The organism is Pseudomonas sichuanensis, assembly GCF_024749065.1.
Taxonomy (GTDB): Bacteria; Pseudomonadota; Gammaproteobacteria; order Pseudomonadales; family Pseudomonadaceae; genus Aquipseudomonas; species Aquipseudomonas sichuanensis.
Genome location: NZ_CP087185.1, coordinates 839,895 through 864,555, shown reverse-complemented (window position 1 = coordinate 864,555; position 24,661 = coordinate 839,895). Strand labels below are relative to the sequence as shown.

22 protein-coding genes are annotated in these 24,661 nt (G+C 65.0%); 16 read left to right on the top strand and 6 right to left on the bottom strand.

The features are described 5' to 3' along the window. The first annotated feature begins 71 nt into the window (after window positions 1-71). The 3 genes from LOY51_RS03990 (at window position 72) to LOY51_RS03980 (ending at window position 2,511) form a co-directional block, all read left to right on the top strand. On the top strand, window positions 72-1,634 hold the full coding sequence (locus LOY51_RS03990; protein WP_258644644.1) for a bifunctional aminoglycoside phosphotransferase/ATP-binding protein: 1,563 nt from the start codon (window positions 72-74) through the stop codon (window positions 1,632-1,634). 99 nt (window positions 1,635-1,733) lie between these two features. Further along, on the top strand, window positions 1,734-2,081 hold the full coding sequence (locus LOY51_RS03985) for a pentapeptide repeat-containing protein (RefSeq protein WP_110995974.1): 348 nt from the start codon (window positions 1,734-1,736) through the stop codon (window positions 2,079-2,081). Window positions 2,082-2,232: 151 nt separating this feature from the next. Beyond that, window positions 2,233-2,511 carry a TfoX/Sxy family protein gene (locus LOY51_RS03980; RefSeq protein ID WP_110995975.1) on the top strand — a complete coding sequence of 93 codons (279 nt, stop codon included), beginning with the start codon at window positions 2,233-2,235 and terminating at the stop codon, window positions 2,509-2,511. A 171-nt stretch (window positions 2,512-2,682) separates the two neighbouring features. Here the strand turns inward: LOY51_RS03980 and LOY51_RS03975 are convergent, their stop codons facing one another. Genes LOY51_RS03975 through LOY51_RS03960 form a run of 4 tightly spaced genes read right to left on the bottom strand, consistent with a single transcriptional unit; the run spans window position 2,683 to window position 6,261 of the window. After that, a complete protein-coding gene (locus tag LOY51_RS03975) occupies window positions 2,683-3,564 on the bottom strand; it encodes a ChaN family lipoprotein (RefSeq protein ID WP_258644636.1) in 882 nt (293 codons plus the stop codon). A gap of 11 nt (window positions 3,565-3,575) precedes the next feature. Continuing rightward, entirely contained in the window at window positions 3,576-4,343 is a 768-nt protein-coding gene (locus tag LOY51_RS03970; RefSeq protein WP_125857423.1) for a heme ABC transporter ATP-binding protein, read from the bottom strand. After that, window positions 4,343-5,326, bottom strand: coding sequence for a FecCD family ABC transporter permease (locus tag LOY51_RS03965; protein WP_190306074.1), 984 nt, complete (start codon window positions 5,324-5,326; stop codon window positions 4,343-4,345). The genes LOY51_RS03970 and LOY51_RS03965 overlap by 1 nt, the downstream gene beginning before the upstream one ends. A 50-nt stretch (window positions 5,327-5,376) precedes the next feature. Then, complete coding sequence (locus tag LOY51_RS03960) at window positions 5,377-6,261, bottom strand: heme/hemin ABC transporter substrate-binding protein (RefSeq protein ID WP_258644631.1); 885 nt, start codon at window positions 6,259-6,261, stop codon at window positions 5,377-5,379. A gap of 162 nt (window positions 6,262-6,423) precedes the next feature. On the opposite strand from LOY51_RS03960, the gene LOY51_RS03955 reads away from it, so the two are divergent. Then, window positions 6,424-6,741, top strand: coding sequence for a Rieske (2Fe-2S) protein (locus LOY51_RS03955; RefSeq protein ID WP_258644619.1), 318 nt, complete (start codon window positions 6,424-6,426; stop codon window positions 6,739-6,741). On the opposite strand, the gene sfsA is transcribed toward LOY51_RS03955, so the two are convergent. Together sfsA and LOY51_RS03945 are read right to left on the bottom strand one after the other, a co-directional pair. Then, window positions 6,731-7,447, bottom strand: coding sequence for a DNA/RNA nuclease SfsA (sfsA, locus tag LOY51_RS03950; RefSeq protein WP_125857418.1), 717 nt, complete (start codon window positions 7,445-7,447; stop codon window positions 6,731-6,733). The two genes, LOY51_RS03955 and sfsA, sit on opposite strands and share 11 nt — an antisense overlap. Beyond that, window positions 7,447-8,619, bottom strand: coding sequence for a pyridoxal phosphate-dependent aminotransferase (locus LOY51_RS03945; protein WP_125462559.1), 1,173 nt, complete (start codon window positions 8,617-8,619; stop codon window positions 7,447-7,449). Before LOY51_RS03945 ends, sfsA begins: the two co-directional genes overlap by 1 nt. 212 nt (window positions 8,620-8,831) lie before the next feature. Between LOY51_RS03945 and dksA the strand changes: the two genes are divergently transcribed. The 12 genes from dksA (at window position 8,832) to LOY51_RS03885 (ending at window position 24,652) form a co-directional block, all read left to right on the top strand. Beyond that, a complete protein-coding gene (gene dksA / locus LOY51_RS03940) occupies window positions 8,832-9,278 on the top strand; it encodes an RNA polymerase-binding protein DksA (protein ID WP_125462558.1) in 447 nt (148 codons plus the stop codon). 100 nt (window positions 9,279-9,378) lie between these two features. After that, a complete protein-coding gene (gluQRS, locus tag LOY51_RS03935) occupies window positions 9,379-10,260 on the top strand; it encodes a tRNA glutamyl-Q(34) synthetase GluQRS (RefSeq protein WP_258644615.1) in 882 nt (293 codons plus the stop codon). A 206-nt stretch (window positions 10,261-10,466) separates the two neighbouring features. Beyond that, window positions 10,467-10,643, top strand: coding sequence for a hypothetical protein (locus tag LOY51_RS03930; RefSeq protein ID WP_003250005.1), 177 nt, complete (start codon window positions 10,467-10,469; stop codon window positions 10,641-10,643). Then, window positions 10,627-13,602: a sensor histidine kinase gene (locus LOY51_RS03925; protein WP_189654515.1), complete on the top strand. Its 2,976-nt coding sequence runs from the start codon at window positions 10,627-10,629 to the stop codon at window positions 13,600-13,602. Before LOY51_RS03930 ends, LOY51_RS03925 begins: the two co-directional genes overlap by 17 nt. 4 nt (window positions 13,603-13,606) lie before the next feature. Then, window positions 13,607-15,055, top strand: a complete 1,449-nt coding sequence (locus LOY51_RS03920; RefSeq protein ID WP_125462555.1) for a sigma-54-dependent transcriptional regulator — start codon at window positions 13,607-13,609, stop codon at window positions 15,053-15,055. 812 nt (window positions 15,056-15,867) lie between these two features. Beyond that, window positions 15,868-17,262: a polynucleotide adenylyltransferase PcnB gene (locus LOY51_RS03915; protein WP_258644610.1), complete on the top strand. Its 1,395-nt coding sequence runs from the start codon at window positions 15,868-15,870 to the stop codon at window positions 17,260-17,262. A 2-nt stretch (window positions 17,263-17,264) separates the two neighbouring features. Continuing rightward, the gene (folK, locus tag LOY51_RS03910) at window positions 17,265-17,744 is read left to right on the top strand and encodes a 2-amino-4-hydroxy-6-hydroxymethyldihydropteridine diphosphokinase (protein ID WP_125462552.1); all 480 of its coding nucleotides are present in this window, start codon (window positions 17,265-17,267) and stop codon (window positions 17,742-17,744) included. Between the two features lie 250 nt (window positions 17,745-17,994). Beyond that, window positions 17,995-18,795, top strand: coding sequence for a 3-methyl-2-oxobutanoate hydroxymethyltransferase (gene panB, locus LOY51_RS03905; RefSeq protein WP_125462551.1), 801 nt, complete (start codon window positions 17,995-17,997; stop codon window positions 18,793-18,795). Beyond that, complete coding sequence (gene panC / locus LOY51_RS03900) at window positions 18,792-19,655, top strand: pantoate--beta-alanine ligase (RefSeq protein ID WP_125857410.1); 864 nt, start codon at window positions 18,792-18,794, stop codon at window positions 19,653-19,655. The genes panB and panC overlap by 4 nt, the downstream gene beginning before the upstream one ends. A 238-nt stretch (window positions 19,656-19,893) precedes the next feature. Then, on the top strand, window positions 19,894-21,558 hold the full coding sequence (pgi, locus tag LOY51_RS03895) for a glucose-6-phosphate isomerase (RefSeq protein WP_110995991.1): 1,665 nt from the start codon (window positions 19,894-19,896) through the stop codon (window positions 21,556-21,558). Between the two features lie 249 nt (window positions 21,559-21,807). Then, window positions 21,808-23,742, top strand: coding sequence for an acetate--CoA ligase (gene acs, locus LOY51_RS03890; protein WP_258644597.1), 1,935 nt, complete (start codon window positions 21,808-21,810; stop codon window positions 23,740-23,742). A 40-nt stretch (window positions 23,743-23,782) separates the two neighbouring features. Beyond that, a complete protein-coding gene (locus LOY51_RS03885; protein WP_258644595.1) occupies window positions 23,783-24,652 on the top strand; it encodes an oxygenase MpaB family protein in 870 nt (289 codons plus the stop codon). The last annotated feature ends 9 nt before the right edge of the window (window positions 24,653-24,661 follow it).

Sequence of the window (24,661 nt, the reverse complement as noted above, 5' to 3'; positions counted from 1 at the left end):
GGCGGTTTGCAGGGACGTCACCATTGACCATAATGGCGCCTTCGAATTCCCTGACCCCGAAAGGATCACTTGTGAGCCAAGCCCTGATCAGCGCGCTGCAGAACCCTGCACTTTATCCGCACCCTGTCGAGGGCTTCCAGCTCATCGAAACGCACATTTCCTGGGTCCTGCTCACCGGCGAGTTCGCCTACAAGATCAAGAAGCCCATGAACTTCGGCTTCCTCGACTTCACCGGCCTGGATCAGCGTGGCCATTTCTGCAACGAAGAACTGCGCCTGAACCAGCGCCTGACCGAAGGCCTGTACCTGGAAGTGCTGCCAATTACCGGCAGCGCCGAAGCCCCGCAACTGGGCGGCGCAGGCACGCCGATCGAGTACGCGCTGAAAATGCGCCAGTTCCCCCAGGGCCAGATGCTCAGCACCCTGCAGGCCAACGGTGAGCTGAACGCCGGCCACATCGACCAGATGGCCCGGCAGATTGCCGAGTTCCACCTGCAGGCACCGAAAGTCGCCGTCGAGCACCCGCTGGGTACGCCTGAGGCCGTCATGGCCCCAGTGGAGCAGAACTTCGAGCAGATTCGCCCGTTCCTCAGCGACAAGGCCGACCTGCAGCAGCTCGACAACCTGCAAGCCTGGGCCCAGGACAACTTCAAACGCCTGCACGGCCTGCTCAAGGCGCGCAAGGCCGACGGTTTCATCCGCGAATGCCACGGTGACATCCACCTGGGCAACGCCACCCTGATCGACGGCAAGGTGGTGATCTTCGACTGCATCGAGTTCAACGAGCCGTTCCGCCTGACCGATGTCTACGCCGATGTCGGCTTCCTCGCCATGGACCTCGAAGACCGCGGCCTAAAGTGCCTGTCGCGGCGCTTCATCAGCCAGTACCTGGAGCTGACCGGCGACTACCAGGGCCTGGAGCTGCTGAATTTCTACAAGGCTTACCGCGCCCTGGTACGGGCCAAGGTCGCGCTGTTCAGCATGCCGGCCGACGCCGACGGCGTGCAGCGCGCCACCACCCTGCGCACCTACCGCAACTACGCCAACCTGGCGGAAAGCTACAGCGCCATCCCGTCGCGCCTGCTGGCGATCACCCACGGTGTTTCGGCGGTGGGCAAAAGCCATGTGGCCATGCGCCTGGTCGAAGCGCTGGGCGCGGTGCGCGTGCGCTCCGATGTCGAACGCAAGCGCCTGTTCGGTGAGCAGCAGCAGGCCCAAGCCGGCCAGTTGCAGGCAGGGATCTATGACCAGCAGTCCAGCGCCGCGACCTACCAGCGCCTGCATGCGCTTGCAGAAATCATCCTGCGTGCCGGCTTCCCGGTAGTGCTGGACGCCACTTACCTCAAGCACGACCAGCGCAAGGCCGCGGCACAGGTCGCCAGCGAGACCGGCGCGCCCTTCCTGATTCTCGACTGCCAAGCCCCCGAGGCCGTCATCGAGAGCTGGCTGGCGCAGCGCCAGGCCGATAATGCCGACCCTTCGGATGCCACCCTTGAAGTCGTCAAGGCCCAGCAAGCCAGCCGCGAACCGCTCGATGGCGAAGAACAGAAGCACAGCAAGCGCGTCGATACCCAGGAAAGCGCCAGCATGGACCAACTGATCGACCAGATCCGTCAGCACCTGCCCGGCCTTTGACCCTCCAGGCGTGAAGCAGTCGACAGTTCACGCCTGAAGTCCGGCGCCTCTTCAGTGATGTCATTACAATGGCATCACACCCCACGAGGAGGCGCCTCCATGAACCAACCCCGGCAGCTGGACAACGTCCTGTACGCCCTGGTCCGCGACGAGAAGATCGCGACCTTCAACCGCGAAAAGCCAACGGACGCCCCCATCGATTTTCGCGGCGGTGATTTTCGTGGCCTGGACCTGCGCAACCTCGACGTGCGTGGCATCGACTTCACCGATGCATACTTTCGCGCCGCCGACCTGCGCGGCCTGGACCTGCGGGAAACCGGCCTGGAAGGCGCGAGCATCGCCCATGCGCAGATCTCCGGAACCTACTTCCCCAGCGAATTGAGCGCTGACGAGATACTCATGTCACTGAAATTCGGTACCCGCCTGCGCTATCGAACCGCGCGCTGACCCTCGGCCAGGCACCGCCCCGCACCCCGGGGCGGCTACCGGTCGGGCCCCGATGGCAAAAGGCCGCGCATTTCCCAAGCCCCGCTACACTCCTCTCTGACCTGCTCGCGATTTATCCCCAAGACCCGTTCAGCCATCGCAAGGAGGCTCGATGAACGATGAATTGCAGCACCTGAAAAATCTTGGCAAGACCTCCGCGCAATGGCTGCACGCCGTCGGTATCCACAGTGCATCGGACCTTCGTCGCCTGGGCGCGGTGGGTGCCTATCAAGCCGTAAGAACGCGGGGTTTCCGGGCTTCCAAGGTGTTGTTGTACGCCATAGAGGGCGCCTTGCTGGACATGCACTGGAACGATCTGCCGGTTGAACGCAAAGAGGCGCTGAACCAGCAGCTCGACGCGAAGAGCCCGGCACAGAAGATGGAAAAATAAATTGCTGAAAGCCATTGACTCGGTAATGAGAATCGTTATGATTATCACAACTGGTCGCGAGACTGGTTGGGTAACCTGAAAGCCCCTGGTTCGGACTCTCAGATTATCTCCTCATCAGGCTAATCACGGTTATTGACCCGGCACTTTGCCGGGTCTTTTTTTGCCCGCGATTTACTGCCCTTTGCGCAGCTGGGCGCAGTAATCCTGCTCGGGCAGCGCCGCGGTGTACCAGACGAAATCAGCCATGCCCGGCTCGACCGCCTCCCCCACTTGCGCCAGCAGCAACACCTTGCTGTCGCCTTTGGCCCCCAGGTCTGCCAGGTGCAGGGGCACGCCCAGGTCCTTGCGTGCGTGATAGCTGCCGACGAACAGCAGCGCAGGTTGCGGCGCGCTCAGCAGGCGCTCGGCAATGCGCCGGTCGCGCTGTTGCTGGACGGCGAGCATTGCCGGTAGCTGGCTGTCCGGCAGCAGGTTGCAATGCCCGGCACGGACCTGCTCGCGCAATGCCTGCAACACATTCGCCGCATTGCTGCGCGCGCCAGGCGGGTTCACTGGCTGGCGATAGGCCTGGCGAATCTCGCCGGGGGACAAATTGGCCGACAGCAGCGGATAAGGTTGCGCCAGGGCTTCCCTCACGATCGGCCCGTAGAACGTCCAGTTCCAGCCATCCTGCCAGGCGAGGGCCTTGGGCAGGTCTTGTGGCAGTGGCCTGCCGTGCTGCAAGGCATCGACCAGCGGCTGCTGTTCGGGCTGGAGCATTTCCAGCAGCAGGCTGCCTTGCGGGCGGCGGCTCTCCAGGGCGCGTAGCAACCAGAGTTGTAGCGCATGGTGGTCAGGGTTGTCGTGCTGCTCGCCGACCAGCACCCGAGGTGCGCTGGCGAGTTGCTCGACCAGTTGCTCCGGGTTGATCAACCGGCCGCTGGCCAGGTCGCGGATCTGGCCCAACTGCGCGCTGTCACGGCCCTCGCTGCTTTGCCAGGCCGGCAGTGGCGGCAGGCTGGCCTGGCACCCCGCCAATGCCAGTACCAGGCAGACCGACAAGAGGTGACGCATGGCTGAAGCTCCTATCGAGTGATGATCAACGGATGGCCCCTCTCCGGATGCGCCTGCACCAGCACATCGATGCCGAACACCGCCTTCAGAGCCACTGGGGTCAGTACCGCCTGCGGCGTATCCAGAGCATGGCAGCGCCCCTGCTCCAGCAGCAGGATATGGTCACAGTAGCGGGCCGCCAGGTTCAGATCATGCAGGATCACCAGCACCGCTGCGCCACGGTCGGCAAAACTGCGTACCGCCTGCAGCGTGGTGTGCTGGTGCAGCGGGTCGAGCATGGATGTCGGCTCGTCGAGCAACAGCGTGGTGCCGGCCTCACCCGGCCACAGCTGGGCCAGCACCCGGGCCAGGTGCACTCGCTGGCGCTCCCCCCCGGAGAGCGCAAGATAGCTGCGCTCGCCCAGGTGCCCGGCATCTGCCGCCTGCAATGCCGCGTCGACGATCTCCCGATCGCGCTGCCGGCCACTGGCATGGGGCAGCCGGCCCAGGCCGACCACCTCTTCGACACTGAAGCCGAAGCCCAGGCTGGACACCTGCGGCAACACCGCCAGCCGCCGTGCCCGCTCCTGCCCGGGCCAGTCCTCCAGCACCCGCCCGTCCAGACGCACTCGCCCGGCACTGGGCGCCAGCTCACCGCACAGGGCGCCAAGCAGGCTGCTCTTGCCGGCTCCGTTGGGGCCCAGCACGCCGAGGATCTGCCCTGGGTGAAGTTGCAGATGGATATCGTGCAGCACCTCGCTGCTGCCGCGCTTGAGCGACAGGCCTTCGACATCGAGCATCAGTTGCGCCCCTTGACCAGCAAGAACAGGAAGAACGGTGCCCCGATGAAGGCCGTGACGATGCCGATCGGCAGCTCTGCCGGCGCCAGGGCCAGGCGCGCGATCAGGTCGGCGAACAGCAACAGGGTGCCACCGGCCAGCAGCGACGCCGGCAACAACACACGGTGGTCCGGCCCCGCCAGCAGGCGCACCAGGTGCGGCACCACCAGGCCGATGAAACCGATCAGGCCTGCCGCCGCCACCGCCGCGCCGACACCCAGCGCGGTGCAGAACACCAGCTCACGTTTCAGCGCCTCCACTTCAACACCGAGATGGCGGGCCTCTGACTCGCCCAGCAGCAAGGCATTGAGCGCCTGTGCCCGCCGCGGCAACCACAGCGCCACGGCTACCGCCACCAGCAGCAGCGGCCAGAGGCGTTCATAGCTGGCGCCGTTGAGGCTGCCAAGGTTCCAGAACGTCAGGGTGCGCAAGGTCGCGTCATCTGCCAGATAGGTGAACAACCCGACCGCCGAGCCGCCCAAGGCGGTCATGGCGATACCGGCCAGCAGCATGGTCGCCACGTTGGTCTGGCCGTCACGCCGGCCAAGGCGATAGACCATCGCCGTCACCCCCAGGCCGCCGATGAAGGCACACAACGACAGCAGGTAGGGCGCGAACCACTCGGCTATGCCGCCCAGCCAACTGCCCCCCACGATCGCCACCGCCGCCCCCAGGGCGGCACCACTGGCGACCCCCACCAACCCAGGATCAGCCAGCGGGTTGCGAAACAGCCCCTGCATGGCCACCCCCGACAGCGCCAACACCCCGCCCACCGCCAGCCCCAGCAAGGTGCGCGGCAGGCGGATCTGGCCGAGGATCATTTCGGCTTGCTCGAGCCCCGCACCGCTGATCGGCACGCCGATCAGGCGCAAGCCTGCGCGCAGGGTATCGAACAGCGGCAGGCTGACCGGCCCCAGCGCCAGCGACAGCCAGACCGCCAGCAGGCACAACAGCGCAAGGCCAGTGAACAGCGTGCGTGGCTGGACCCGCTGCCTCATGGGGTGAGGCTGGCCTTGGCGGCCGGGTAGAAGCTGGCGGCCAGCTCATGCAAGGTAGCGGGCAAGCGCGGGCCGAGGCCACCGACCAACAGCGTCGGGTCAAGCGACAGCAGGCGCTTGTCGCGCACCGCACGCGAGCCGGCCAGGGCCGGGTTTTCCTTGATCAGCGCCTGCAGGGCGGCCTCGCCTGCCAGAGCCCGATCGGAGAACACCACCACGTCCGGGTCCAGCGCGGCCAGGGCCTCCACCGAGAAGTTCTTGTAGCCCTGATGGTCGGCCAGGTTGCGCGCCCCGGCCTGGCGCAGCAGCCAGTCGCCGGAAGTGCCAAGCCCGGCGATCAGTGGCTTGGCCCCGGCGTGCCCGACCAGCAGCAGCACGCCCGGTGCTTTCTGGCTGGCCTGGGCCTGCTTGATCTTGTCCTGCAGCCCTTGCAACTGGCGGTGGTAGTCACTGGCCAGGGTTGCCGCCTGCTGCTCGCTGCCCAGCAGTGCCCCCAGGTGCTTGAGGTTCTCGTCCACCGCCGCCAGCTCGGCCTTGCTGGAGAACAGCTCGACCCGCACGCCGGCCTTGCGGATCTGCGCCAGCACCGGTGGCGGGCCCATTTCCTCGGTCCCCACCAGCACATCCGGGCGCAGGCTGAGGATGCCTTCGGCCGAAAGCTGGCGCTGGTAGCCGATGCTGGGCAATGCCTTGAGCGACTCGGGGTGCTGGCTGGTGGTGTCCACGCCGACCAGCCGCTGCTCCCCACCCAGCGCGCTGATCCATTCGCTCAGCGCGCCACCGGCACTGACCCAGCGCTGCGGCAGATCGCCGGCCAGCGTCGGGGTAGATAAAAGCAGACCGGCACACAGGGCGATCAGGGCAGCGGGACGGCGCATCATCGAATTCCTTTGCTTGAAGGCGGGCCGCGCGCCTTGTGGCGGGCGGTGGAACTGCGCACCATAGGCAGCCTGGCGCGGCGAATGCGGGCAATTTGATAATTATTCGCATTGAAGCGTCAAGCCATCCCTTGCCACACGGCTTAACTGAAAGCACACCCCATCATGCATTTTCTCTGCGCCTCCACCTGCCTCAGCGAAGGCCAAAGCCGCGCCTTCAGCGTAGCCGGCGTGCCACTGCTAGGCGTACGTCGCCATGGCCAGGTGTTCATCTACCGCAACCGCTGCCCCCATCGCGGCATAACCCTCAACTGGGCGCCAGACAGCTTCCTCGACGACAGCGCCAGCCTGATCCAGTGCGCCCATCATGGCGCGCAGTTCCTGATCGAGAGCGGCGAATGCGTGGCCGGCCCGTGCGCGGGCGAGTGGCTGGAAGCCCTGGACTGCCTGGAAGACAGCCAGGGCATCTGGCTTAGCGAGTGAGCAGCACCGGCAGCGGCCGGTCGACCACGATCTGCTGTGCGTCCAGCCGGGTGCCGTAGGCCAGCACCTCTACCCCATCCGCCACCGCCGCGCGCAGGGCCTGGGCATAGCCGGCGTCGATTTCTTCCGCCGGGCGCACGGCCTCGATGCCGGTGAGGTTCACACAATACAACTGCACCGCGCGAACACCCTGGCGCGCCAACCCCGCCAGCTCGCGCAGGTGCTTGGCACCGCGCTGGGTCACCGCATCGGGGAAGGCCGCCACCGGGGTGTCCGGGTAACCGAGGGTCACGCTCTTGACCTCGACGTAAGCCTTGCTGCCATCGGCATACTCCAGATAGAAGTCGATGCGGCTGCGCTCCTCACCGTAGGCCACCTCGCGCTTGAGCGTGGTGAAACCGGCCAGTTCGGTGATGGTGCCCGCACGCAGCGCTTCTTCCACCAGTGCGTTGGCCCGCCCGGTGTTGACACAAGCCAGCCGGCCCTGGGGCGTTTCGCTGATTTCCCAGGTGCCGGGCAGCTTGCGCTTCGGGTCGTTGGAGCGGCTGAACCAGACCCGCCCGCCTTCACTCATGCAGTTGAGCATCGAGCCGGTGTTGGGGCAGTGGATGGTCATCTGCTCGCCACTGGTCAGCTCGATGTCGGCCAGGAAGCGCTTGTAGCGGCGCAGCAGGCGCGCCTCTTCCAGTTCGGGAAAATGCGCCATCAGCCTTGCCAGCTCCGCAGGCCCCGGGCGATGCGCTGCACAGCCTCTTCCAGGCGCGGCAAGCTCTGGGTGTATGCGAAACGCACATGGTGGCCGGCCTGGTGGCGACCAAAGTCCAGGCCCGGCGTGAAGGCCAGGTGTTCGGTTTCGAGGAAGTGCCGGCAGAAGGCGAAGGCATCGCCACCGAAGGCACTGATGTCGGCATACAGATAGAAGGCGCCCTGGGGCTCGACGGCAATACCGAAGCCCAGCTCACGCAGGGCCGGCAACAGGTAGTCACGGCGACGGGCGAACTCGGCACGGCGCTCTTCGAGAATCGCCAGTGTCTGTGGCTCGAAGCACGCCAACGCCGCATGCTGGGCCATGCTCGGGGCACTGATGTAGAGGTTCTGTGCCAGTTTTTCCAGGTCAGCCACCGCCGACGGCGGAGCCACCAGCCAGCCAAGGCGCCAGCCGGTCATGCCGAAATATTTGGAAAAGCTATTCAGGACGAAGGCCTCATCGTCCACTTCCAGCACGCTCGGCGCATCCATGCCATAGGTGAGGCCGTGATAGATCTCGTCCACCACCAGGTGGCCATTGCGCTCGCGGCTCGCCCTGGACAGGCTGGCCAACTGGTCACGGTCGAGCACCGTGCCGGTCGGGTTGGCTGGCGAAGCCACCAGCGCGCCGACGGTGTCCTTGTCCCAGTAGCGCTCGACCAGGTCGGCGGTCAGCTGATAGTTCACCTCCGGCCCGACCGGCACCAACTGCGCGCCGCCTTCGACCAGGCGCAGGAAGTGGCGGTTGCACGGGTAGCCCGGGTCGGCCAGCAGCCAGTGCTTGCCAGGGTCGACCAACAGGCTGCTGGCCAGCAGCAATGCGCCCGAGCCACCCGGGGTGATGAGCACGCGCTCGGGATCGAGGTCTACGCCGTAGCGCTGGCCATAGAAGCCGGCAATCGCCTCGCGCAACTGCGGCAGGCCACGGGCGGCAGTGTAGCGGGTATGCCCCGCGGCCAGGGCCGCCTGGCCGGCGGCAACGATGGGGGCGGCGGTGGTGAAGTCCGGCTCGCCGATCTCCAGGTGGATCACGTCGTGGCCGGCGGCTTGCAGTTCGTTGGCACGGGCTAGCAAGGCCATGACGTGGAAGGGTTCGATGGCGCGACTGCGCGCACTGTGTGGCTGAGCCATGGGCCTTCTCTCAATTGGGTCTAAACTGGTGATTCCACCTGTACATACCAGCGAACGTGCCGCCCGCGCCGCTGTCAATAGCAGGCATAGGGCGGGGTAGCGCACCCCGTATCTATCTGGTAAGTTCGGCGGCTCGCAGTCGCAGGGCCGGCGGTCGCCGGAGATGGAAGTATCCTGCGCATTGGATCAGATGAGTGAGAGGCGGTCTATTCATGTCCACCCTAGAAAAGCAAAAAGCCAGTCAAACGCTCTATGGCGTCGAGCCGTACAAGGAAACCAAGGGTGAAGAATACATGGGTGCCCCGATGCGGGCCCACTTCACCAAGCTTCTGAACGGCTGGAAGCAAGAGCTCATGGCCAGTGTCGACAAAACCATGGACCACATGAAGGACGAGGCAGCCAACTTCCCCGATCCAGCCGACCGCGCCAGCCAGGAAGAAGAATTCGCCCTGGAACTGCGCAACCGCGATCGCGAGCGCAAGCTGATCAAGAAAATCGACAAGACCTTGCAACTGATCCAGGACGAAGACTACGGCTGGTGCGAATCCTGCGGTATTGAAATCGGCCTGCGTCGCCTGGAAGCCCGTCCGACTGCAGACCTGTGCTTCGACTGCAAGGAAATCGCCGAGAAAAAGGAAAAGACGGTCGGCAAAGGCTGATCCGAATCCCGAAAAGACGGGGCGTACTGGTTGTGGGAGCGGGCTTGCCCCTTCCCACATCAGATACGCCCCGTTTTCATTTATATAGCTCGCACAGCCCATGACCCCCTACATCGGACGCTTCGCCCCCACGCCCAGCGGTTACCTGCACTTCGGCTCGCTGGTCGCCGCCCTCGCCTCCTGGCTCGACGCCCGCGCCGTCAACGGCCGTTGGCTGCTGCGCATGGAAGATACCGACCCGCCACGCGAGATGCCCGGTGCCCGTGATGCCATCCTGCAGACCCTTGAACGTTACGGGCTGGAGTGGGATGGCGAGGTGGTTTGCCAGAGCCAGCGCCACGACGCCTATGCTGCAGTCGTCGACCGGCTGTTCAATATGGGCCTGGCCTATGCCTGCACCTGCTCGCGCAAGCAACTGGAGGGGCATCACGGCATCTACCCGGGCTTTTGCCGCAATGCCGGGCATGCCCGCGAAGGCGCGGCGATACGCCTGCGGGTGCCCGAGCTGATCTACCGCTTCAATGACCGGGTGCAAGGCCTGTTCGAGCAGCACCTGGGGCGCGAAGTGGGCGATTTCGTCATCCAGCGCCGCGATGGGCTCTACGCCTACCAGCTGGCCGTCGTGCTGGACGATGCCTGGCAGGGGGTGACCGATGTCGTGCGCGGCGCCGACCTGCTGGACAACACACCGCGCCAGCTCTACCTGCAGGAGCTGCTGGGCTTCTCGCAGCCGCGCTACCTGCATATCCCACTGATCGTCCAACCCGACGGGCACAAGCTGGGCAAGTCGTACCGCTCGCCGCCGCTCGAGCCGGACCAGGCCACGCCGCTGCTGCTGCGAGCATTGCGCGCGCTGGGCCAGCAGACCGACCCGGCGTTGTTGGGTGCCAGCCCGGCTGAGGTGCTGGCGGTGGCGCGAACTCAGTGGCGGCCGGAACAAATTGCGCGGCAGATGACGGTGCCTGAAGCCGATATACAGTGAGGCCATCGCGGGGCAAGCCCGCTCCCACGCAGATAACTAGCGTGGGAGCGGGCTTGCCCCGCGATAGGCCAGAACAAGCGAAACCAAGTTCAAAAGCCCAACAAATTCAAACCCTTGGCTAACCCTACCGATACCCGCTAGCATCGCCTGCGCCATTTTCACCAATAATAAGTCCAAACCCGCAGCGCCCAACCCTCGAGGCCAGCATGTACATCTATCGTTTGGTCCTGCTTCTGGTCGTGGGGATCTACCTGTTCTCCCCGGCCATCATGGACTGGTGGATCGAACCGACCGGAGCCTGGTACCGCCCCTACCTGCTCTGGCTGATCCTCATCGTCGTCACTTTCATCCTGCAGAGCCAACGAGATGCCGATGAGCTTTAGCCTGACCCAGATGATCCTGATCAGCGCCGCCTACCTGCTGGTGCTGTTCGGCGTGGCCTGGATCAGCGAACGCGGGCTGATCCCGCGCTCGGTCATCCGCCACCCGCTGACCTACACCCTGTCGCTGGGCGTCTATGCCAGCGCCTGGGCCTTCTATGGCTCGGTGGGGCTGGCCTACCAATATGGCTATGGGTTCCTCGCCTGTTACCTGGGGGTGTCCGGCGCATTCCTGCTGGCACCGGTGCTGCTCTACCCGATCCTCAAGATCACCCGCACCTACCAGCTCTCATCGCTGGCCGACCTGCTGGCGTTCCGTTTCCGCAGCACCTGGGCCGGCGCGCTGACCACCATCTTCATGCTGATCGGCGTGCTGCCATTGCTGGCCCTGCAGATCCAGGCGGTGGCCGACTCCATCAGCATCCTCACTGGCGAGCCGGTCAAGGCGCGGGTGGCATTCGCCTTCTGTGCGCTGATCACCCTCTTCACCATTTTCTTCGGCTCGCGCCATATCGCCACCCGCGAGAAGCACGAGGGCCTGGTGTTCGCCATCGCCTTCGAGTCGGTGATCAAACTGCTGGCCCTGGGCGGCATCGGCCTTTACGCGCTGTACGGCGTGTTCGGCGGCCCGCACGGGCTGGAAGTGTGGCTGCTGCAGAACCAGACCGCCCTCGCCGCCCTGCATACGCCGTTGCAGGAAGGCCCGTGGCGCACCCTGCTGCTGGTGTTCTTCGCCTCGGCGATCGTGATGCCGCACATGTACCACATGGCCTTCACCGAAAACCTCAGCCCACGCTCGCTGGTCAGCGCCAGCTGGGGCCTGCCGCTGTTCCTGCTGCTGATGAGCCTGGCCGTGCCGCTGGTGCTGTGGGCCGGCCTGCGCCTGGGCGCCAGCACCAACCCGGAATACTTCACCCTGGGGCTGGGCATCGCCGCCAACAACCAGGCCCTGGCCTTGCTGGCCTATGTCGGCGGGCTGTCGGCCGCCAGCGGGCTGATCATCGTCACCACCCTGGCGCTGTCGGGCATGGCCCTCAACCACCTGGTGCTGCCGCTGTACCAGCCACCGGCCGAAGGCAACATCTACCGCTGGCTGAAGTGGACCCGCCGGGCGCTGATCGTCGCCATCATCACCGCAGGTTTCGTCTTCTACCTGACCCAGAACAACCACCAGAGCCTGGCCAACCTCGGCATCGTCGCCTTCGTCGCCACCCTGCAGTTCCTGCCCGGCGTGCTTTCGGTGCTGTACTGGCCGACCGCCAACCGCCGCGGTTTCATCGCCGGCCTGCTGGCCGGCATGCTGGTGTGGATGGTGACCATGCTCCTGCCGCTGCTGGGTAACCTGCAGGGCTTCTACATTCCGTTGCTGGACATGATCTACGTGCTGGACGACACCAGCTGGCACATGGCGGCCATCGCCTCGTTGGCGGCCAACGTCCTGCTGTTCACCCTGATTTCGCTGTTCACCAATGCCAGCAGCGAAGAGGTCAGTGCCGCCGAAGCCTGCGCGGTGGACAACGTGCGTCGCCCGCAACGCCGCGAGCTGCACGCTGCCTCGCCCCAGGAGTTCGCAACCCAGCTTGCCAAGCCACTGGGCGCCAAGGCCGCACAGAAGGAAGTCGAGCAAGCCCTGCGTGACCTTTACCTGCCGTTCGACGAGCGCCGCCCCTACGCCCTGCGTCGCCTGCGCGACCGCATCGAGGCCAACCTCTCCGGCCTGATGGGCCCGAGCGTGGCCCAGGACATGGTCGAGACCTTCCTGCCGTACAAGTCCGGCAACGAAAACTACGTCACCGAAGACATCCACTTCATAGAGAGCCGCCTCGAGGACTACCACTCGCGCCTGACCGGCCTCGCCGCCGAGCTCGACGCCCTGCGCCGCTACCACCGCCAGACCTTGCAGGAGCTGCCCATGGGCGTCTGCTCGCTGGCCAAGGACCAGGAAATCCTGATGTGGAACAAGGCGATGGAAGAACTCACAGGCATCGCCGCCAAGCACGTGGTCGGCTCGCGCCTGGTGACCATTGGCGAACCTTGGCGCGGCCTTTTGCAGGGGTTCATCAACGTACCCGACGAGCACCTGCACAAGCAGCGCCTGGCCCTCGATGGCCAGCCACGCTGGCTCAACCTGCACAAGGCGGCCATCGACGAGCCACTGGCACCGGGCAACAGCGGCCTGGTGCTGCTGGTCGAGGACCTCACCGAAACCCAGGCCCTGGAAGACAAGCTGGTGCACTCCGAGCGCCTGGCCAGCATCGGCCGCCTGGCCGCAGGCGTTGCCCACGAAATCGGCAACCCGATCACCGGCATCGCCTGCCTTGCGCAGAACCTGCGTGAAGAGCGCGAGGGCGATGGCGAGATCATCGAGCTGTCCAGCCAGATCCTCGAACAGACCAAGCGCGTGTCGCGCATCGTCCAGTCACTGATGAGCTTTGCCCATGCCGGCGGCAGCCAGCAGAACAGCGAGGAGCCGGTGTGCCTCGCCGAAGTGGCGCAGGACGCCATTGGTCTGCTGGCGCTGAACCGGCGCAATTTCGAAGTACAGTTCTTCAACCTGTGCGACCCCGACCACTGGGCCGAGGGCGACCCGCAGCGCCTGGCCCAGGTGCTGATCAACCTGCTGTCCAACGCCCGCGACGCCTCCCCGGCCGGCAGTGCCGTACGCGTGCGCAGCGAAGTCAGCGATCACACCGTCGACCTGATCGTCGAGGACGAGGGCAGCGGCATCCCGAAAAGCATCATGGATCGCCTGTTCGAACCCTTCTTCACCACCAAGGACCCAGGCGAGGGAACCGGACTGGGGCTCGCTCTGGTCTATTCCATCGTGGAAGAGCATTATGGGCAAATCACCATCGACAGCCCGGCCGACATCGAGCGCCAACGTGGTACCCGGATCCGCGTGACCCTGCCCCGGCATGTCGTAGCGACGTCCCCTGTAATTCGAGACCGTCGAGAGAATTGAATCAATGCCGCACATTCTGATCGTCGAAGACGAAACCATCATCCGTTCGGCCCTGCGCCGCCTGCTCGAACGCAACCAGTACCAGGTCAGCGAAGCCGGCTCGGTGCAGGAAGCCCAGGAACGCTTCAGCATCGCCACCTTTGACCTGATCGTCAGCGACCTGCGCCTGCCCGGCGCCCCCGGCACCGAGCTGATCAAGCTTGGCCAGGGCACGCCGGTACTGATCATGACCAGCTACGCCAGCCTGCGCTCGGCGGTGGACTCGATGAAAATGGGCGCGGTGGACTACATCGCCAAGCCCTTCGACCACGACGAAATGCTGCAAGCCGTCGCGCGCATCCTGCGCGACCGGCAGAACGCGCCGGCCGCAGCAGCGGTCGCCGAACCGCGGCCCACCAATGGCAAGGCCGGCGCGGACAAGTCCAGCCCCGCAGCCGCCAATGGCGAAATCGGCATCATCGGTTCCTGCGCGCCCATGCAGGACCTGTTCGTCAAGATCCGCAAGGTCGCGCCCACCGACTCCAACGTGCTGATCCAGGGCGAGTCCGGCACCGGCAAGGAGCTGGTCGCCCGCGCCCTGCACAATCTTTCGCGCCGGGCCAAGGCACCGATGATCTCGGTGAACTGCGCGGCGATCCCGGAAACCCTGATCGAATCCGAACTGTTCGGCCACGAGAAAGGGGCGTTCACCGGTGCCAGTGCCGGCCGTGCCGGCCTGGTCGAAGCGGCCGATGGCGGCACCCTGTTCCTCGACGAGATCGGCGAGCTGCCGCTTGAGGCACAAGCCCGCCTGCTGCGCGTACTGCAGGAAGGCGAGATCCGCCGGGTCGGCTCGGTACAGTCGCAAAAGGTCGATGTGCGCCTGATCGCAGCGACCCACCGTGACCTGAAGAACCTGGCCAAGGCCGGCCAGTTCCGTGAAGACCTGTATTACCGCCTGCACGTGATTGCGCTCAAGCTGCCCGCCCTGCGCGAGCGCGGCAGCGACGTCAACGAAATCGCCGACACCTTCCTCGCCCGCCAGAGCGCGCGCATCGGCCGCGACGACCTGCACTTCTCCCACGAAGCCGAACAGGCCATCCGTCACTACAGCTGGCCGGGCAACGTGCGCGAGCTGGAGAACGCCGTGGAGCGCGCGGTGATCCTGAGCGAGAGCGCGGAGATTTCCGCAGACCTGCTGGGCATCGACATCGAGCTCAGCGACCTCGAAGAGGTCGATGGCCTGGCCCACCTGCCCTCCCTGGTCAGCAACGCCGCCAGCAACGCCAGCCACGAGCCCACCGAAGACCTGTCGCTGGAGGACTACTTCCAGCACTTCGTCCTTGAACACCAGGACCACATGACCGAGACGGAACTGGCGCGCAAGCTGGGCGTCAGCCGCAAGTGCCTGTGGGAGCGTCGCCAGCGCCTGGGCATTCCGCGGCGCAAGAGCAACGCCACCAGCGACAACTGATACACCGTCATACCTATCGCGGGCGGTGCGGCGTCCCGACAAGCCCGCTCCCACGCCTGATGCCCATACAGGAGCACCTAGCGTGGGAGCGGGCTTGTCGGACCGCCGCACCGCCCGCGATGCTTTTGAGGGAAGCGCGGTAACAGATCAGTTCCCGCAAAAATCTGTTACCTCTGCCCTTCGGCGTAACAGCCCACGAGGCGTACGGTAACGAAATTTCCACATTTGCCCGGCGCGGACAGCCGTCGAAATGGCCAAAACCCCCGGATTCATTGGCTTTTCAAAAGTTGGCACGGCATCTGCTATATGTCTGGTACAAGAACAATAACAAGCACTGCAACTCAGAATAAGAACAAGACGAAACGGCTCACGCACAATAAAAACAAGACGGCGGAGGCGCAGCTAACTGATTCTTTTGGAGAGGAGCTGTGTTTGGGGCTTGCCCCACGATCAGACAGAGAACAACAAAAACTGCACTCAAAAGCAGCACCTGAACTGATTGGATCGAAAGATCAGCATCAACTCGGCGACCAAAGCAATCCGTTTGCTCTTCACCCCTGGTTTAGGGGTCGTTTACAAGCTTCGAGATTTGTGAACAGGGCACTCAACAAAAACAAGAAGCCCAGCAAAAAAACAATAAGAGCACACAACGACTTGGTGGGGAGCTTCGGCTCCCCATTGTCGTTTCTGGGCGTCTGCCACGCCCCTTGGCACGCCGCCTACACCATTCCCCCAGTAAATGCTAGAATCCCCGCCCATCATGCGGCCATTCTCCTATCCTTGGCCGAACATTCCTTCAAACAGTGCATCCCATGCTGAAGAAGCTGTTCCAGTCGTTCCGCCCGCCGGTCCCCGGCCAGCACCACAGGCGCACCACGCCTGAAGTGATCAACAAGAGCCAGCACTCGCTGCAGCGCAGCCAGTTCAGCCGCCATGCCGTGAGCATCGTCGAGCGCCTGCAGGCGGCCGGCTACCAGGCCTATCTGGTCGGTGGCTGCGTGCGCGACCTGATGCTGGGCATCACGCCCAAGGACTTCGACGTCGCCACCAGCGCCACCCCCGAACAGGTGCGCGCCGAGTTCCGCAACGCCCGCATCATTGGCCGGCGCTTCAAGCTGGTTCACGTGCATTTCGGTCGCGAGATCATCGAAGTCGCCACCTTCCGTGCCCCGCACTCGGACGAGGACCAGGCCGACAGCCACCGCTCCTCGCACAATGCCAGCGGCCGCATCCTGCGCGACAACGTGTACGGCACCCTTGAGGAAGACGCGCAACGCCGCGACTTCACCATCAACGCCCTGTACTACGACCCGGTCAACGAGCGCGTGCTCGATTACGCCAACGGCGTGCACGATGTGCGCAACCGCCTGCTGCGCCTGATCGGCGACCCAACGCACCGCTACCAGGAAGACCCGGTGCGCATGCTGCGCGCCGTGCGCTTCGCCGCCAAGCTGAACTTCGGCATCGAAAAGCACACCGTGCAACCGATCCGCCAGCTGGCCAAGCTGCTGCGCGAGATCCCGCCGGCACGTTTGTTCGAAGAAACCCTCAAGCTGTTCCTCAACGGCCAGGGCGCATTGGCCTTCGAGATGCTGGTCGACCTGGAGTTGTTCGAGCCGTTGTTCCCTGCCAGTGCCCATGCCCTGGAAGAGCGCCCGACCTACACCCACACACTGATCAGCCAGGCCCTGGCCAACACCGACCTGCGCGTCAAGCAGGGCAAGCCGGTCACGCCTGCGTTCCTCTTCGCCGCCCTGCTCTGGCCAGCCCTGCCAGGCCGCGCGCTGCACCTGCAGAGCCAAGGCGTGCCGCCGATCCCAGCCATGAATGGCGCGGCCCACGACCTGATCGCCGAGCAGTGCCAACGCATTGCCATCCCCAAGCGTTTCACCCTGCCGATCCGCGAGATCTGGGACATGCAGGAGCGCTTGCCACGGCGTAGCGGCAAACGCGCCGACATGCTGCTCGACAACCCGCGTTTCCGCGCCGGCTACGATTTCCTGCTGCTACGTGAAAGCGCAGGCGAGGAAACCGATGGCCTGGGCCAATGGTGGACCGACTACCAGGACGCCAATGACAGCCAGCGCCGCGACATGATTCGCGAACTGGGCAACCGCGACGACGGTGCCAGCACAGGCGCAGGCCCGCGCAAACGCAAGCGCAGCCCCAGCAAACGCAAGCGTGACGACGACCAGGCGTGGGACTGAGCATGAATACCCGCGCCTACATCGGCCTGGGCAGCAACCTCGACGAGCCCGCCGAGCAGCTGCGCAGCGCCCTGCAGGCGCTGGATGTGCTGGCCGACACTCGCCTGGCAGCGGCTTCGGCGCTGTACACCAGCGACTCGCTGCTGCCCGGCCAGCCGCGCTACACCAATGCCGTGGCGGCCATCGATACCCGGCTGGCGCCGCTTGACCTGCTCGACGCCCTGCAAGCCATCGAGAACGACCAGGGCCGGGTCCGCCAGGAACGCTGGGGGCCGCGCACCCTCGACCTGGACGTGCTGCTGTTCGGTGACCAGCTCATCGACGTGCCGCGCCTGAAAGTACCGCATTACCACATGCACGCCCGCCCCTTCGTGCTCTACCCGCTCGCCGAGCTGGTCGACGCCGACTTCCGCCTCGCCGATGGCCGCAGCCTGCAGCAAATGCTTCAGGATTGCCCGTTCGTCGGCCTGGAACGCCTGTAAAACGGGCGTTTCAGACGGCGGTAACGCCAGTAACACCCACCGCGTAACAATGCGGTAACACGGGTCATTGACTTCCCCCACCCCGCTCACGACTATAGGCGTCCCGCGGCGCCACTATGCCGCAATCACCCATTTAGGCCCGGACGGACCTGTGCCCGAACATCACAGACGATGATGTGCCGCTCCGCTTGATGAATACACGCGTTGTACGCAGTTGTCTTTCACAGCGCCTGAACGAGGATGCCCCTACATGCCTGAAGTAACCCTGACCACCCTGCATGGCCTGAAGGCCAAGGGTGAAAAAATCACCATGCTGACCTGCTATGACGCAACCTTCGCCAAGGCCGCAAGCCAGGCCGGCGTGGAAATCCTGCTGGTGGGCGACTCCCTGGGAATGGTCCTGCAAGGGCATGACAGCACCCTGCCCGTCAGCAACGACGACATGGCCTACCACACCGCCTGCGTCAAACGCGGCAACGACGGCGCGCTGATCCTCAGCGACCTGCCCTTCATGGCCCATGCCACCCCTGAGCTGGCGTTCAGCAACGCCGCCCAGTTGATGCGCGCCGGCGCCCACATGGTCAAGATCGAAGGCGCCGCCTGGCTGGCCGAGACCATCCGCCTGCTGGCCGAACGCGGCGTGCCGGTGTGCGCGCACATGGGCCTCACGCCACAGACCGTCAACGTGCTCGGCGGCTACAAGGTCCAAGGCCGCCAGGAAGCCCAGGCGCGGCAGATGCGCGCCGATGCCATCGCCCTGGAGCAAGCCGGCGCCGCCATGCTGCTGCTCGAGTGCGTGCCCAGCGAGCTGGCCGCAGAGATCACCCAGGCAGTGGCCATTCCGGTGATCGGTATCGGTGCCGGTAGCGCCACCGATGGCCAGGTGCTGGTGCTGCACGACATGCTCGGCCTGTCCCTCAGCGGCCGCGTGCCGAAGTTCGTGAAGAACTTCATGGCCGGCCAGCCGGACATCGACAGCGCGTTCAAAGCCTATGTGCAAGCCGTGAAAGACGTCAGTTTCCCCGCCAGTGAACATGGGTTCAGCGCATGAATACCGTCAAGACCGTCCTTGAACTGCGCGCCGCCGTGGCCCGTGCCCGTGGCGAGGGCAAGCGCATCGCGTTCGTGCCGACCATGGGCAACCTGCACAGCGGCCACGCCGCGCTGGTGACCAAGGCCGCCCAGCGCGCCGACTTCGTGGTTGCCAGCATCTTCGTCAACCCGCTGCAGTTCGGTGCCGGCGAAGACCTGGACAAATACCCACGCACCCTCGCCGCCGATCAGGAAAAACTGCTCCAAGCGGGCTGCCACCTGCTGTTCACCCCCACCGTCGAGGAGATGTACCCCGATGGCATGGCCGTGCAGACCCGGGTCAGCGTGCCGCAGTTGTCCGAAGGCCTGTGCGGTGCCAGCCGCCCCGGGCACTTCGAAGGCGTGGCGACCGTGGTCAGCAAGCTGTTCAACATGGTCCAGCCCGACCTTGCCGTATTCGGTGAGAAGGACTTCCAGCAACTGGCGGTAATCCGCGCCATGGTTCGCGACCTGAACATGCCGATCCAGATCCTTGGCGAGCCGACCGTGCGCGCCGAGGATGGCCTGGCGCTGTCGTCGCGCAATGGTTACCTGAGCGCCGAGCAGCGCGCGGCGGCGCCTGCGCTGTATCGCACCCTTAGCGGCATGGCAGAGGCCATTCGCCGTGGCCAGCGTGATTTCGCGGCGCTGATCGCTGAAGGGCAGGCGCAACTCGAAGCGGCGGGGTTCCGTAAGGACTACCTGGAAGTACGCCATGCGCTGACCCTGCGCCCGGCACAGGTCGATGACCGTGACCTGGTAGTGATTGCGGCGGCGTACATGGGTAACACCCGGTTGATCGACAACCTGTACCTGCACCTGGAAGCGACGACCGCCTGACCCAGCTTTAACCAATTGATTTATAGAGGTTCCGTGGGAGCGGGCTTGCCCCGCGATGGATGGCACCGGCTGCGCCGGTATCGCGGGGCAAGCCCGCTCCCACGGAACCAGAATATTTCATTCACCGCCCCCCGCCCCCCCATTCCCGCTTTGCGACCAATGCCTATAATGAGCAGCTTGCAACTGGCAAAGATCGCCAGTGTCATAGCCTGACCATGCACCAAGGAAACCATCCGCAATGGCGTATTACCGTACTCCCCACGATGTGACGGCGCTGCCCGCCTGGCAGGCGCTTCAGCAACACCGCGACGCCATGCAGGGCTTCAGCATGCGCGAAGCCTTCGCCGCCGACGGCAAGCGCTTCGAACAGTTTTCCCTGAGCTGTTGCGGGTTGTTCCTCGACTACTCGAAGAACCTCATCAACGAGCAGACCCGCGAACTGCTGGTGAACCTGGCCAACGAAGTCGAACTGGGCGACGCCATCAAGTCGATGTTCAGCGGCGAAATCATCAACGGCTCGGAAGGCCGCCCGGTGCTGCACACCGCGCTGCGCCGCCCGGTCGGTGACAAGCTCAGCGTCAACGGCGCCAACGTGATGCCGGAAGTGCACAAAGTGCTGAACCAGATCACCGAGCTGGTCGGCCGCATCCACGACGGCCTGTGGCGCGGCTACAGCGAAAAACCGATCACCGACGTGGTCAACATCGGCATCGGCGGCTCGTTCCTCGGCCCGGAACTGGTCTCCGAAGCCCTGCTGCCCTATGCCCAGCGCGGTGTCCGTTGCCACTACCTGGCCAACATCGACGGCAGCGAATTCCATGAACTGTCGGCCAACCTGCGCGCCGAAACCACCCTGTTCATCGTCTCGTCGAAGTCGTTCAACACCCTCGAAACCCTGAAGAACGCCATGGCCGCCCGCACCTGGTACCTGGCCCAGGGTGGTTCGGAAGCCGAGCTTTACCGCCACTTCATCGCCGTGTCGAGCAACAAGGCCGCCGCCGTGGCCTTTGGCATCCGCGAAGAGAACATCTTCCCGATGTGGGACTGGGTCGGCGGGCGTTACTCGCTGTGGTCGGCCATCGGCCTGCCGATTGCCCTGGCCATCGGCACCGCCAACTTCAAGGAGCTGCTGTCCGGCGCCTACACCATGGACCAGCACTTCCAGACCGCGCCGTTCGACAAGAACATGCCGGTGCTGCTGGCCCTGCTGGGCGTGTGGTACGGCAACTTCTGGGGCGCCAAGAGCCACGCGATCCTGCCGTACGACCACTACCTGCGCAACATCACCAAGCACCTGCAGCAGCTGGACATGGAGTCCAACGGCAAGAGCGTGCTGACCGACGGCACCCCGGTGAAAACCGATACCGGCCCGGTGATCTGGGGCGGCGTGGGCTGCAACGGCCAGCACGCCTACCACCAGTTGCTGCACCAGGGCACCCAGATGATCCCGGCCGACTTCATCGTGCCGGTGGTGAGCTTCAATCCGGTGGCCGACCATCACCAGTGGCTGTATGCCAACTGCCTGTCGCAGAGCCAGGCGCTGATGCTCGGCAAGACCCGCGAGGAAGCCGAAGCCGAACTGCGCGCCAAGGGCCTCAACGAAGCCGACATCGCCAAGCTCGCCCCGCACAAGGTGATCCCGGGCAACCGCCCGAGCAATACCCTGGTGGTCGAGCGCATCAGCCCGCGCCGGCTTGGCGCGCTGGTGGCCATGTACGAGCACAAGGTCTTCGTGCAGAGCGTGATCTGGGGTATCAACGCCTTCGACCAGTGGGGCGTGGAGCTGGGCAAGGAGCTGGGCAAGGGCGTGTATCAGCGCCTGGTCGGCAGCCTCGAAGAAAGCGCCGAGGATGGCTCTACCCAGGGTCTGATCAACTACTTCCGCGGCCGTCATCGCGGTTGATGTCTAGCTGATATACGACCGCTCTCACAGGCCTGCAAATAACTCGCGGATTTGCACGGGCCTGTGGGAGCGGCTTCAGCCGCGAACACCGGCGAAGCCGGTGCCATCCACCGCGCCGCCTGCTTCGCGGCTAAAGCCGCTCCCACAGATCGCACGATTTCCGCGCCTCCAGGAACACCCCCACCTTCTACACTGTCCATCGAATAGCCGCCGCAGTCCCACTCCCCAACAAGAGCAGGACCACCCGCCATGTTCGATATCCGCAACTACCCCCAGGCCCTGGCCGTCTGCCAGGCCGCCGAATTGACCGACGACGACTACCGCCGCCTCTACCGCCAGTCGGTGGAAAACCCCGACACTTTCTGGGCCGAACAGGCCAAACGCCTGGACTGGATCAAGCCCTGGGCCAGCGTGCAGCAATGCGACCTGAATACCGGCTCGGCGCGCTGGTTCGACGGCGGCCAGCTCAACGTCTCCTACAACTGCATCGATCGCCACCTGGCCCAGCGCGGCGAGCAGACGGCTTTGCTGTGGGAAGGCGACGACCCGAACGACAGCAAGGCCATCAGCTACCGCGAACTGCACCGCCAGGTTTGCCGCCTGGCCAATGCGCTCAAAGCACGCGGGGTAAAGAAAGGCGGCCGCGTGTGCCTGTACATGCCGATGATCCCCGAAGCCGCCTACGCCATGCTCGCCTGCACACGCATCGGCGCCATCCACTCGGTGGTGTTCGGCGGTTTCTCGCCCGACGCCCTGCGTGACCGCATCCTCGACGCCGACTGCCGCACCGTGATCACGGCCGACGAAGGGGTGCGTGGCGGCAAACGCATACCGCTCAAACAGAACGTCGACAAAGCCCTGGCCAACTGCCCCAATGTCAGCAGCGTGCTGGTGGTGCGCCGCACCGGGGGCGATGTGGCCTGGAGCGACGGCCGCGACCTCTGGTACCACGAGGCCACCGAAAAGGCCGGCGATGACTGCCCGCCCGAACCCATGGCGGCCGAAGACCCGCTGTTCATCCTCTACACCTCCGGCAGCACCGGCAAACCCAAGGGCGTGCTGCACAGCACCGCCGGCTACCTGCTGCAGGCCACGATGACCTTCAAGCTGGTGTTCGATTACCGCGACGGCGAGGTGTTCTGGTGCACCGCCGATGTCGGCTGGGTAACCGGCCACAGCTACATCGTCTACGGCCCGCTGGCCAACGGGGCGATCTCGCTGATGTTCGAGGGCGTGCCCAACTACCCCGACACCTCGCGCTTCTGGCAGGTGGTGGACAAGCACCGGGTGAATATCTTCTATACCGCGCCCACCGCCCTGCGCGCCTTGATGCGCGAAGGCTCAGGCCCCTTGCAAGGCACCTCGCGCCAGAGCCTGCGCCTGCTCGGCAGCGTCGGCGAACCGATCAACCCCGAAGCCTGGGAGTGGTATTTCGAGGCGGTCGGGCAGCAGCGCTGCCCCATCGTCGACACCTGGTGGCAGACCGAGACTGGCGGCATCATGCTCACCCCTCTCCCCGGCACCCAGCGCCTCAAGCCCGGCTGCGCCACCCAGCCCATGTTCGGCGTGCAACCTGTATTACTGGACGAAAAAGGCAAGCTCATCGAAGGCCCCGGCGCCGGGCTGCTGGCGATCAAGGCCAGTTGGCCAGGGCAGATCCGCAGTGTCTATGGCGACCATCAGCGCATGGTCGACACCTACTTCAAACCCCTGCCCGGCTATTACTTCACCGGCGACGGCGCCCGCCGCGACGCCGATGGCGACTACTGGATCACCGGGCGCATCGACGATGTGATCAATGTTTCCGGCCACCGCATCGGCACCGCCGAGGTCGAGAGCGCGCTGGTGCTGCACGACAGTGTCGCCGAAGCTGCGGTGGTGGGTTACCCCCACGACCTCAAAGGCCAGGGCGTGTATGCCTTCGTCACCCCCATGAACGGTGTCACCCCGGACGATGCGCTCAAGGCCGAGTTACTGGCGCTGGTCAGCAAGGAGATCGGCAGTTTCGCCAAGCCGGAGTTGATCCAGTGGGCCCCGGCCCTGCCCAAGACCCGCTCAGGCAAGATCATGCGGCGTATACTGCGCAAGATCGCCTGCAACGAACTGGACAACCTGGGAGATACCTCCACCCTCGCCGACCCGAGCGTGGTCCAGGGCCTGATCGACAAGCGTCTCAACCAGTAACCCGCGGCCCGGGCAGGGCTGCCCTGCCCGCAAGGTCGCCATGGAAGCCCTACGCCGCCGCATCGAAACCCAGGTCATGAGCCTTACCGGGCTGGCCCTCGGCCAGCTCGACCTGGAATCGCCCAAAGGCGACCCAGGGCTGTTCGGCCCTCAGAGCATCAGCTGGCAGGTGCACGGCGACTTCCCGAGCATGCTGGTGGGTGGCATCAGTGCGTTGATGTTGCAGTTGCTGCACCCACTGGCACTGGCTGGCGTGTGGGACCATTCGAACTTTCGCGAAGACCTGCTCGGCCGCCTGCGCCGTACCAGCCAGTTCATCTCCGGCACCACGTTCGGCTCGACCCGCGACGCCGAGTGGCTCATCGACAAGGTACGCACCATCCATCTCAAGGTGGTCGGCACCGCCGCGGACGGGCGCCCTTATGCCGCCAGCGACCCCGACCTGTTGACCTGGGTGCATGTGGCCGAAGTGAGCAGCTTTCTCGCCGCCCATCTGCGCTACCGCAACCCCGGCCTGCCCCGTGCCGATCAGGACGCCTACTACAACGAGATCGCCCTGATCGCCGAGCGCCTGGGCGCCCGCGACGTGCCGCGCTCCTGCAGCCAGGTCGAGGACTACCTGCAACGCATGCGCCCACAGCTGCTCTGTGATGCCCGCAGCCTGGAAGTGATCGACATCCTGTTCAAGGCGCCGGCACCCAGCCGCATGGCCGAGCCGGTGGGCAAACTGATGCTTAAAGCGGGAGCGGACCTGCTGCCAGGCTGGGCCCAGCAGATGCTAGGCCTGCAGCAAGGCCTGCTGGCCAGGCGCCTGATCCGCCTGGGCCTGGCCAACACCGCCCCGGTGCTGCGCTGGGCCATGCGCGACGGTTCGGCGCACCGCGCAAGGCGGCGCATGGGGATTGAATGAGGTGTTTTC

Excerpts from the sequence above, each read along its gene's own strand:
- LOY51_RS03970 (WP_125857423.1), bottom strand. The coding sequence starts at position 4,343 with ATGCTCGATGTCGAAGGCCTGTCGCTCAAGCGCGGCAGCAGCGAGGTG.
- acs (WP_258644597.1), top strand. The coding sequence starts at position 21,808 with ATGTTCGATATCCGCAACTACCCCCAGGCCCTGGCCGTCTGCCAGGCC.
- LOY51_RS03945 (WP_125462559.1), bottom strand. The coding sequence starts at position 8,619 with ATGGCTCAGCCACACAGTGCGCGCAGTCGCGCCATCGAACCCTTCCAC.
- dksA (WP_125462558.1), top strand. The coding sequence starts at position 8,832 with ATGTCCACCCTAGAAAAGCAAAAAGCCAGTCAAACGCTCTATGGCGTC.
- LOY51_RS03925 (WP_189654515.1), top strand. The coding sequence starts at position 10,627 with ATGCCGATGAGCTTTAGCCTGACCCAGATGATCCTGATCAGCGCCGCC.
- panC (WP_125857410.1), top strand. The coding sequence starts at position 18,792 with ATGAATACCGTCAAGACCGTCCTTGAACTGCGCGCCGCCGTGGCCCGT.
- LOY51_RS03915 (WP_258644610.1), top strand. The coding sequence starts at position 15,868 with ATGCTGAAGAAGCTGTTCCAGTCGTTCCGCCCGCCGGTCCCCGGCCAG.
- panB (WP_125462551.1), top strand. The coding sequence starts at position 17,995 with ATGCCTGAAGTAACCCTGACCACCCTGCATGGCCTGAAGGCCAAGGGT.
- LOY51_RS03960 (WP_258644631.1), bottom strand. The coding sequence starts at position 6,261 with ATGATGCGCCGTCCCGCTGCCCTGATCGCCCTGTGTGCCGGTCTGCTT.
- LOY51_RS03980 (WP_110995975.1), top strand. The coding sequence starts at position 2,233 with ATGAACGATGAATTGCAGCACCTGAAAAATCTTGGCAAGACCTCCGCG.
- sfsA (WP_125857418.1), bottom strand. The coding sequence starts at position 7,447 with ATGGCGCATTTTCCCGAACTGGAAGAGGCGCGCCTGCTGCGCCGCTAC.
- LOY51_RS03885 (WP_258644595.1), top strand. The coding sequence starts at position 23,783 with ATGGAAGCCCTACGCCGCCGCATCGAAACCCAGGTCATGAGCCTTACC.
- LOY51_RS03920 (WP_125462555.1), top strand. The coding sequence starts at position 13,607 with ATGCCGCACATTCTGATCGTCGAAGACGAAACCATCATCCGTTCGGCC.
- LOY51_RS03975 (WP_258644636.1), bottom strand. The coding sequence starts at position 3,564 with ATGCGTCACCTCTTGTCGGTCTGCCTGGTACTGGCATTGGCGGGGTGC.
- LOY51_RS03955 (WP_258644619.1), top strand. The coding sequence starts at position 6,424 with ATGCATTTTCTCTGCGCCTCCACCTGCCTCAGCGAAGGCCAAAGCCGC.
- pgi (WP_110995991.1), top strand. The coding sequence starts at position 19,894 with ATGGCGTATTACCGTACTCCCCACGATGTGACGGCGCTGCCCGCCTGG.
- gluQRS (WP_258644615.1), top strand. The coding sequence starts at position 9,379 with ATGACCCCCTACATCGGACGCTTCGCCCCCACGCCCAGCGGTTACCTG.
- LOY51_RS03985 (WP_110995974.1), top strand. The coding sequence starts at position 1,734 with ATGAACCAACCCCGGCAGCTGGACAACGTCCTGTACGCCCTGGTCCGC.
- LOY51_RS03930 (WP_003250005.1), top strand. The coding sequence starts at position 10,467 with ATGTACATCTATCGTTTGGTCCTGCTTCTGGTCGTGGGGATCTACCTG.
- folK (WP_125462552.1), top strand. The coding sequence starts at position 17,265 with ATGAATACCCGCGCCTACATCGGCCTGGGCAGCAACCTCGACGAGCCC.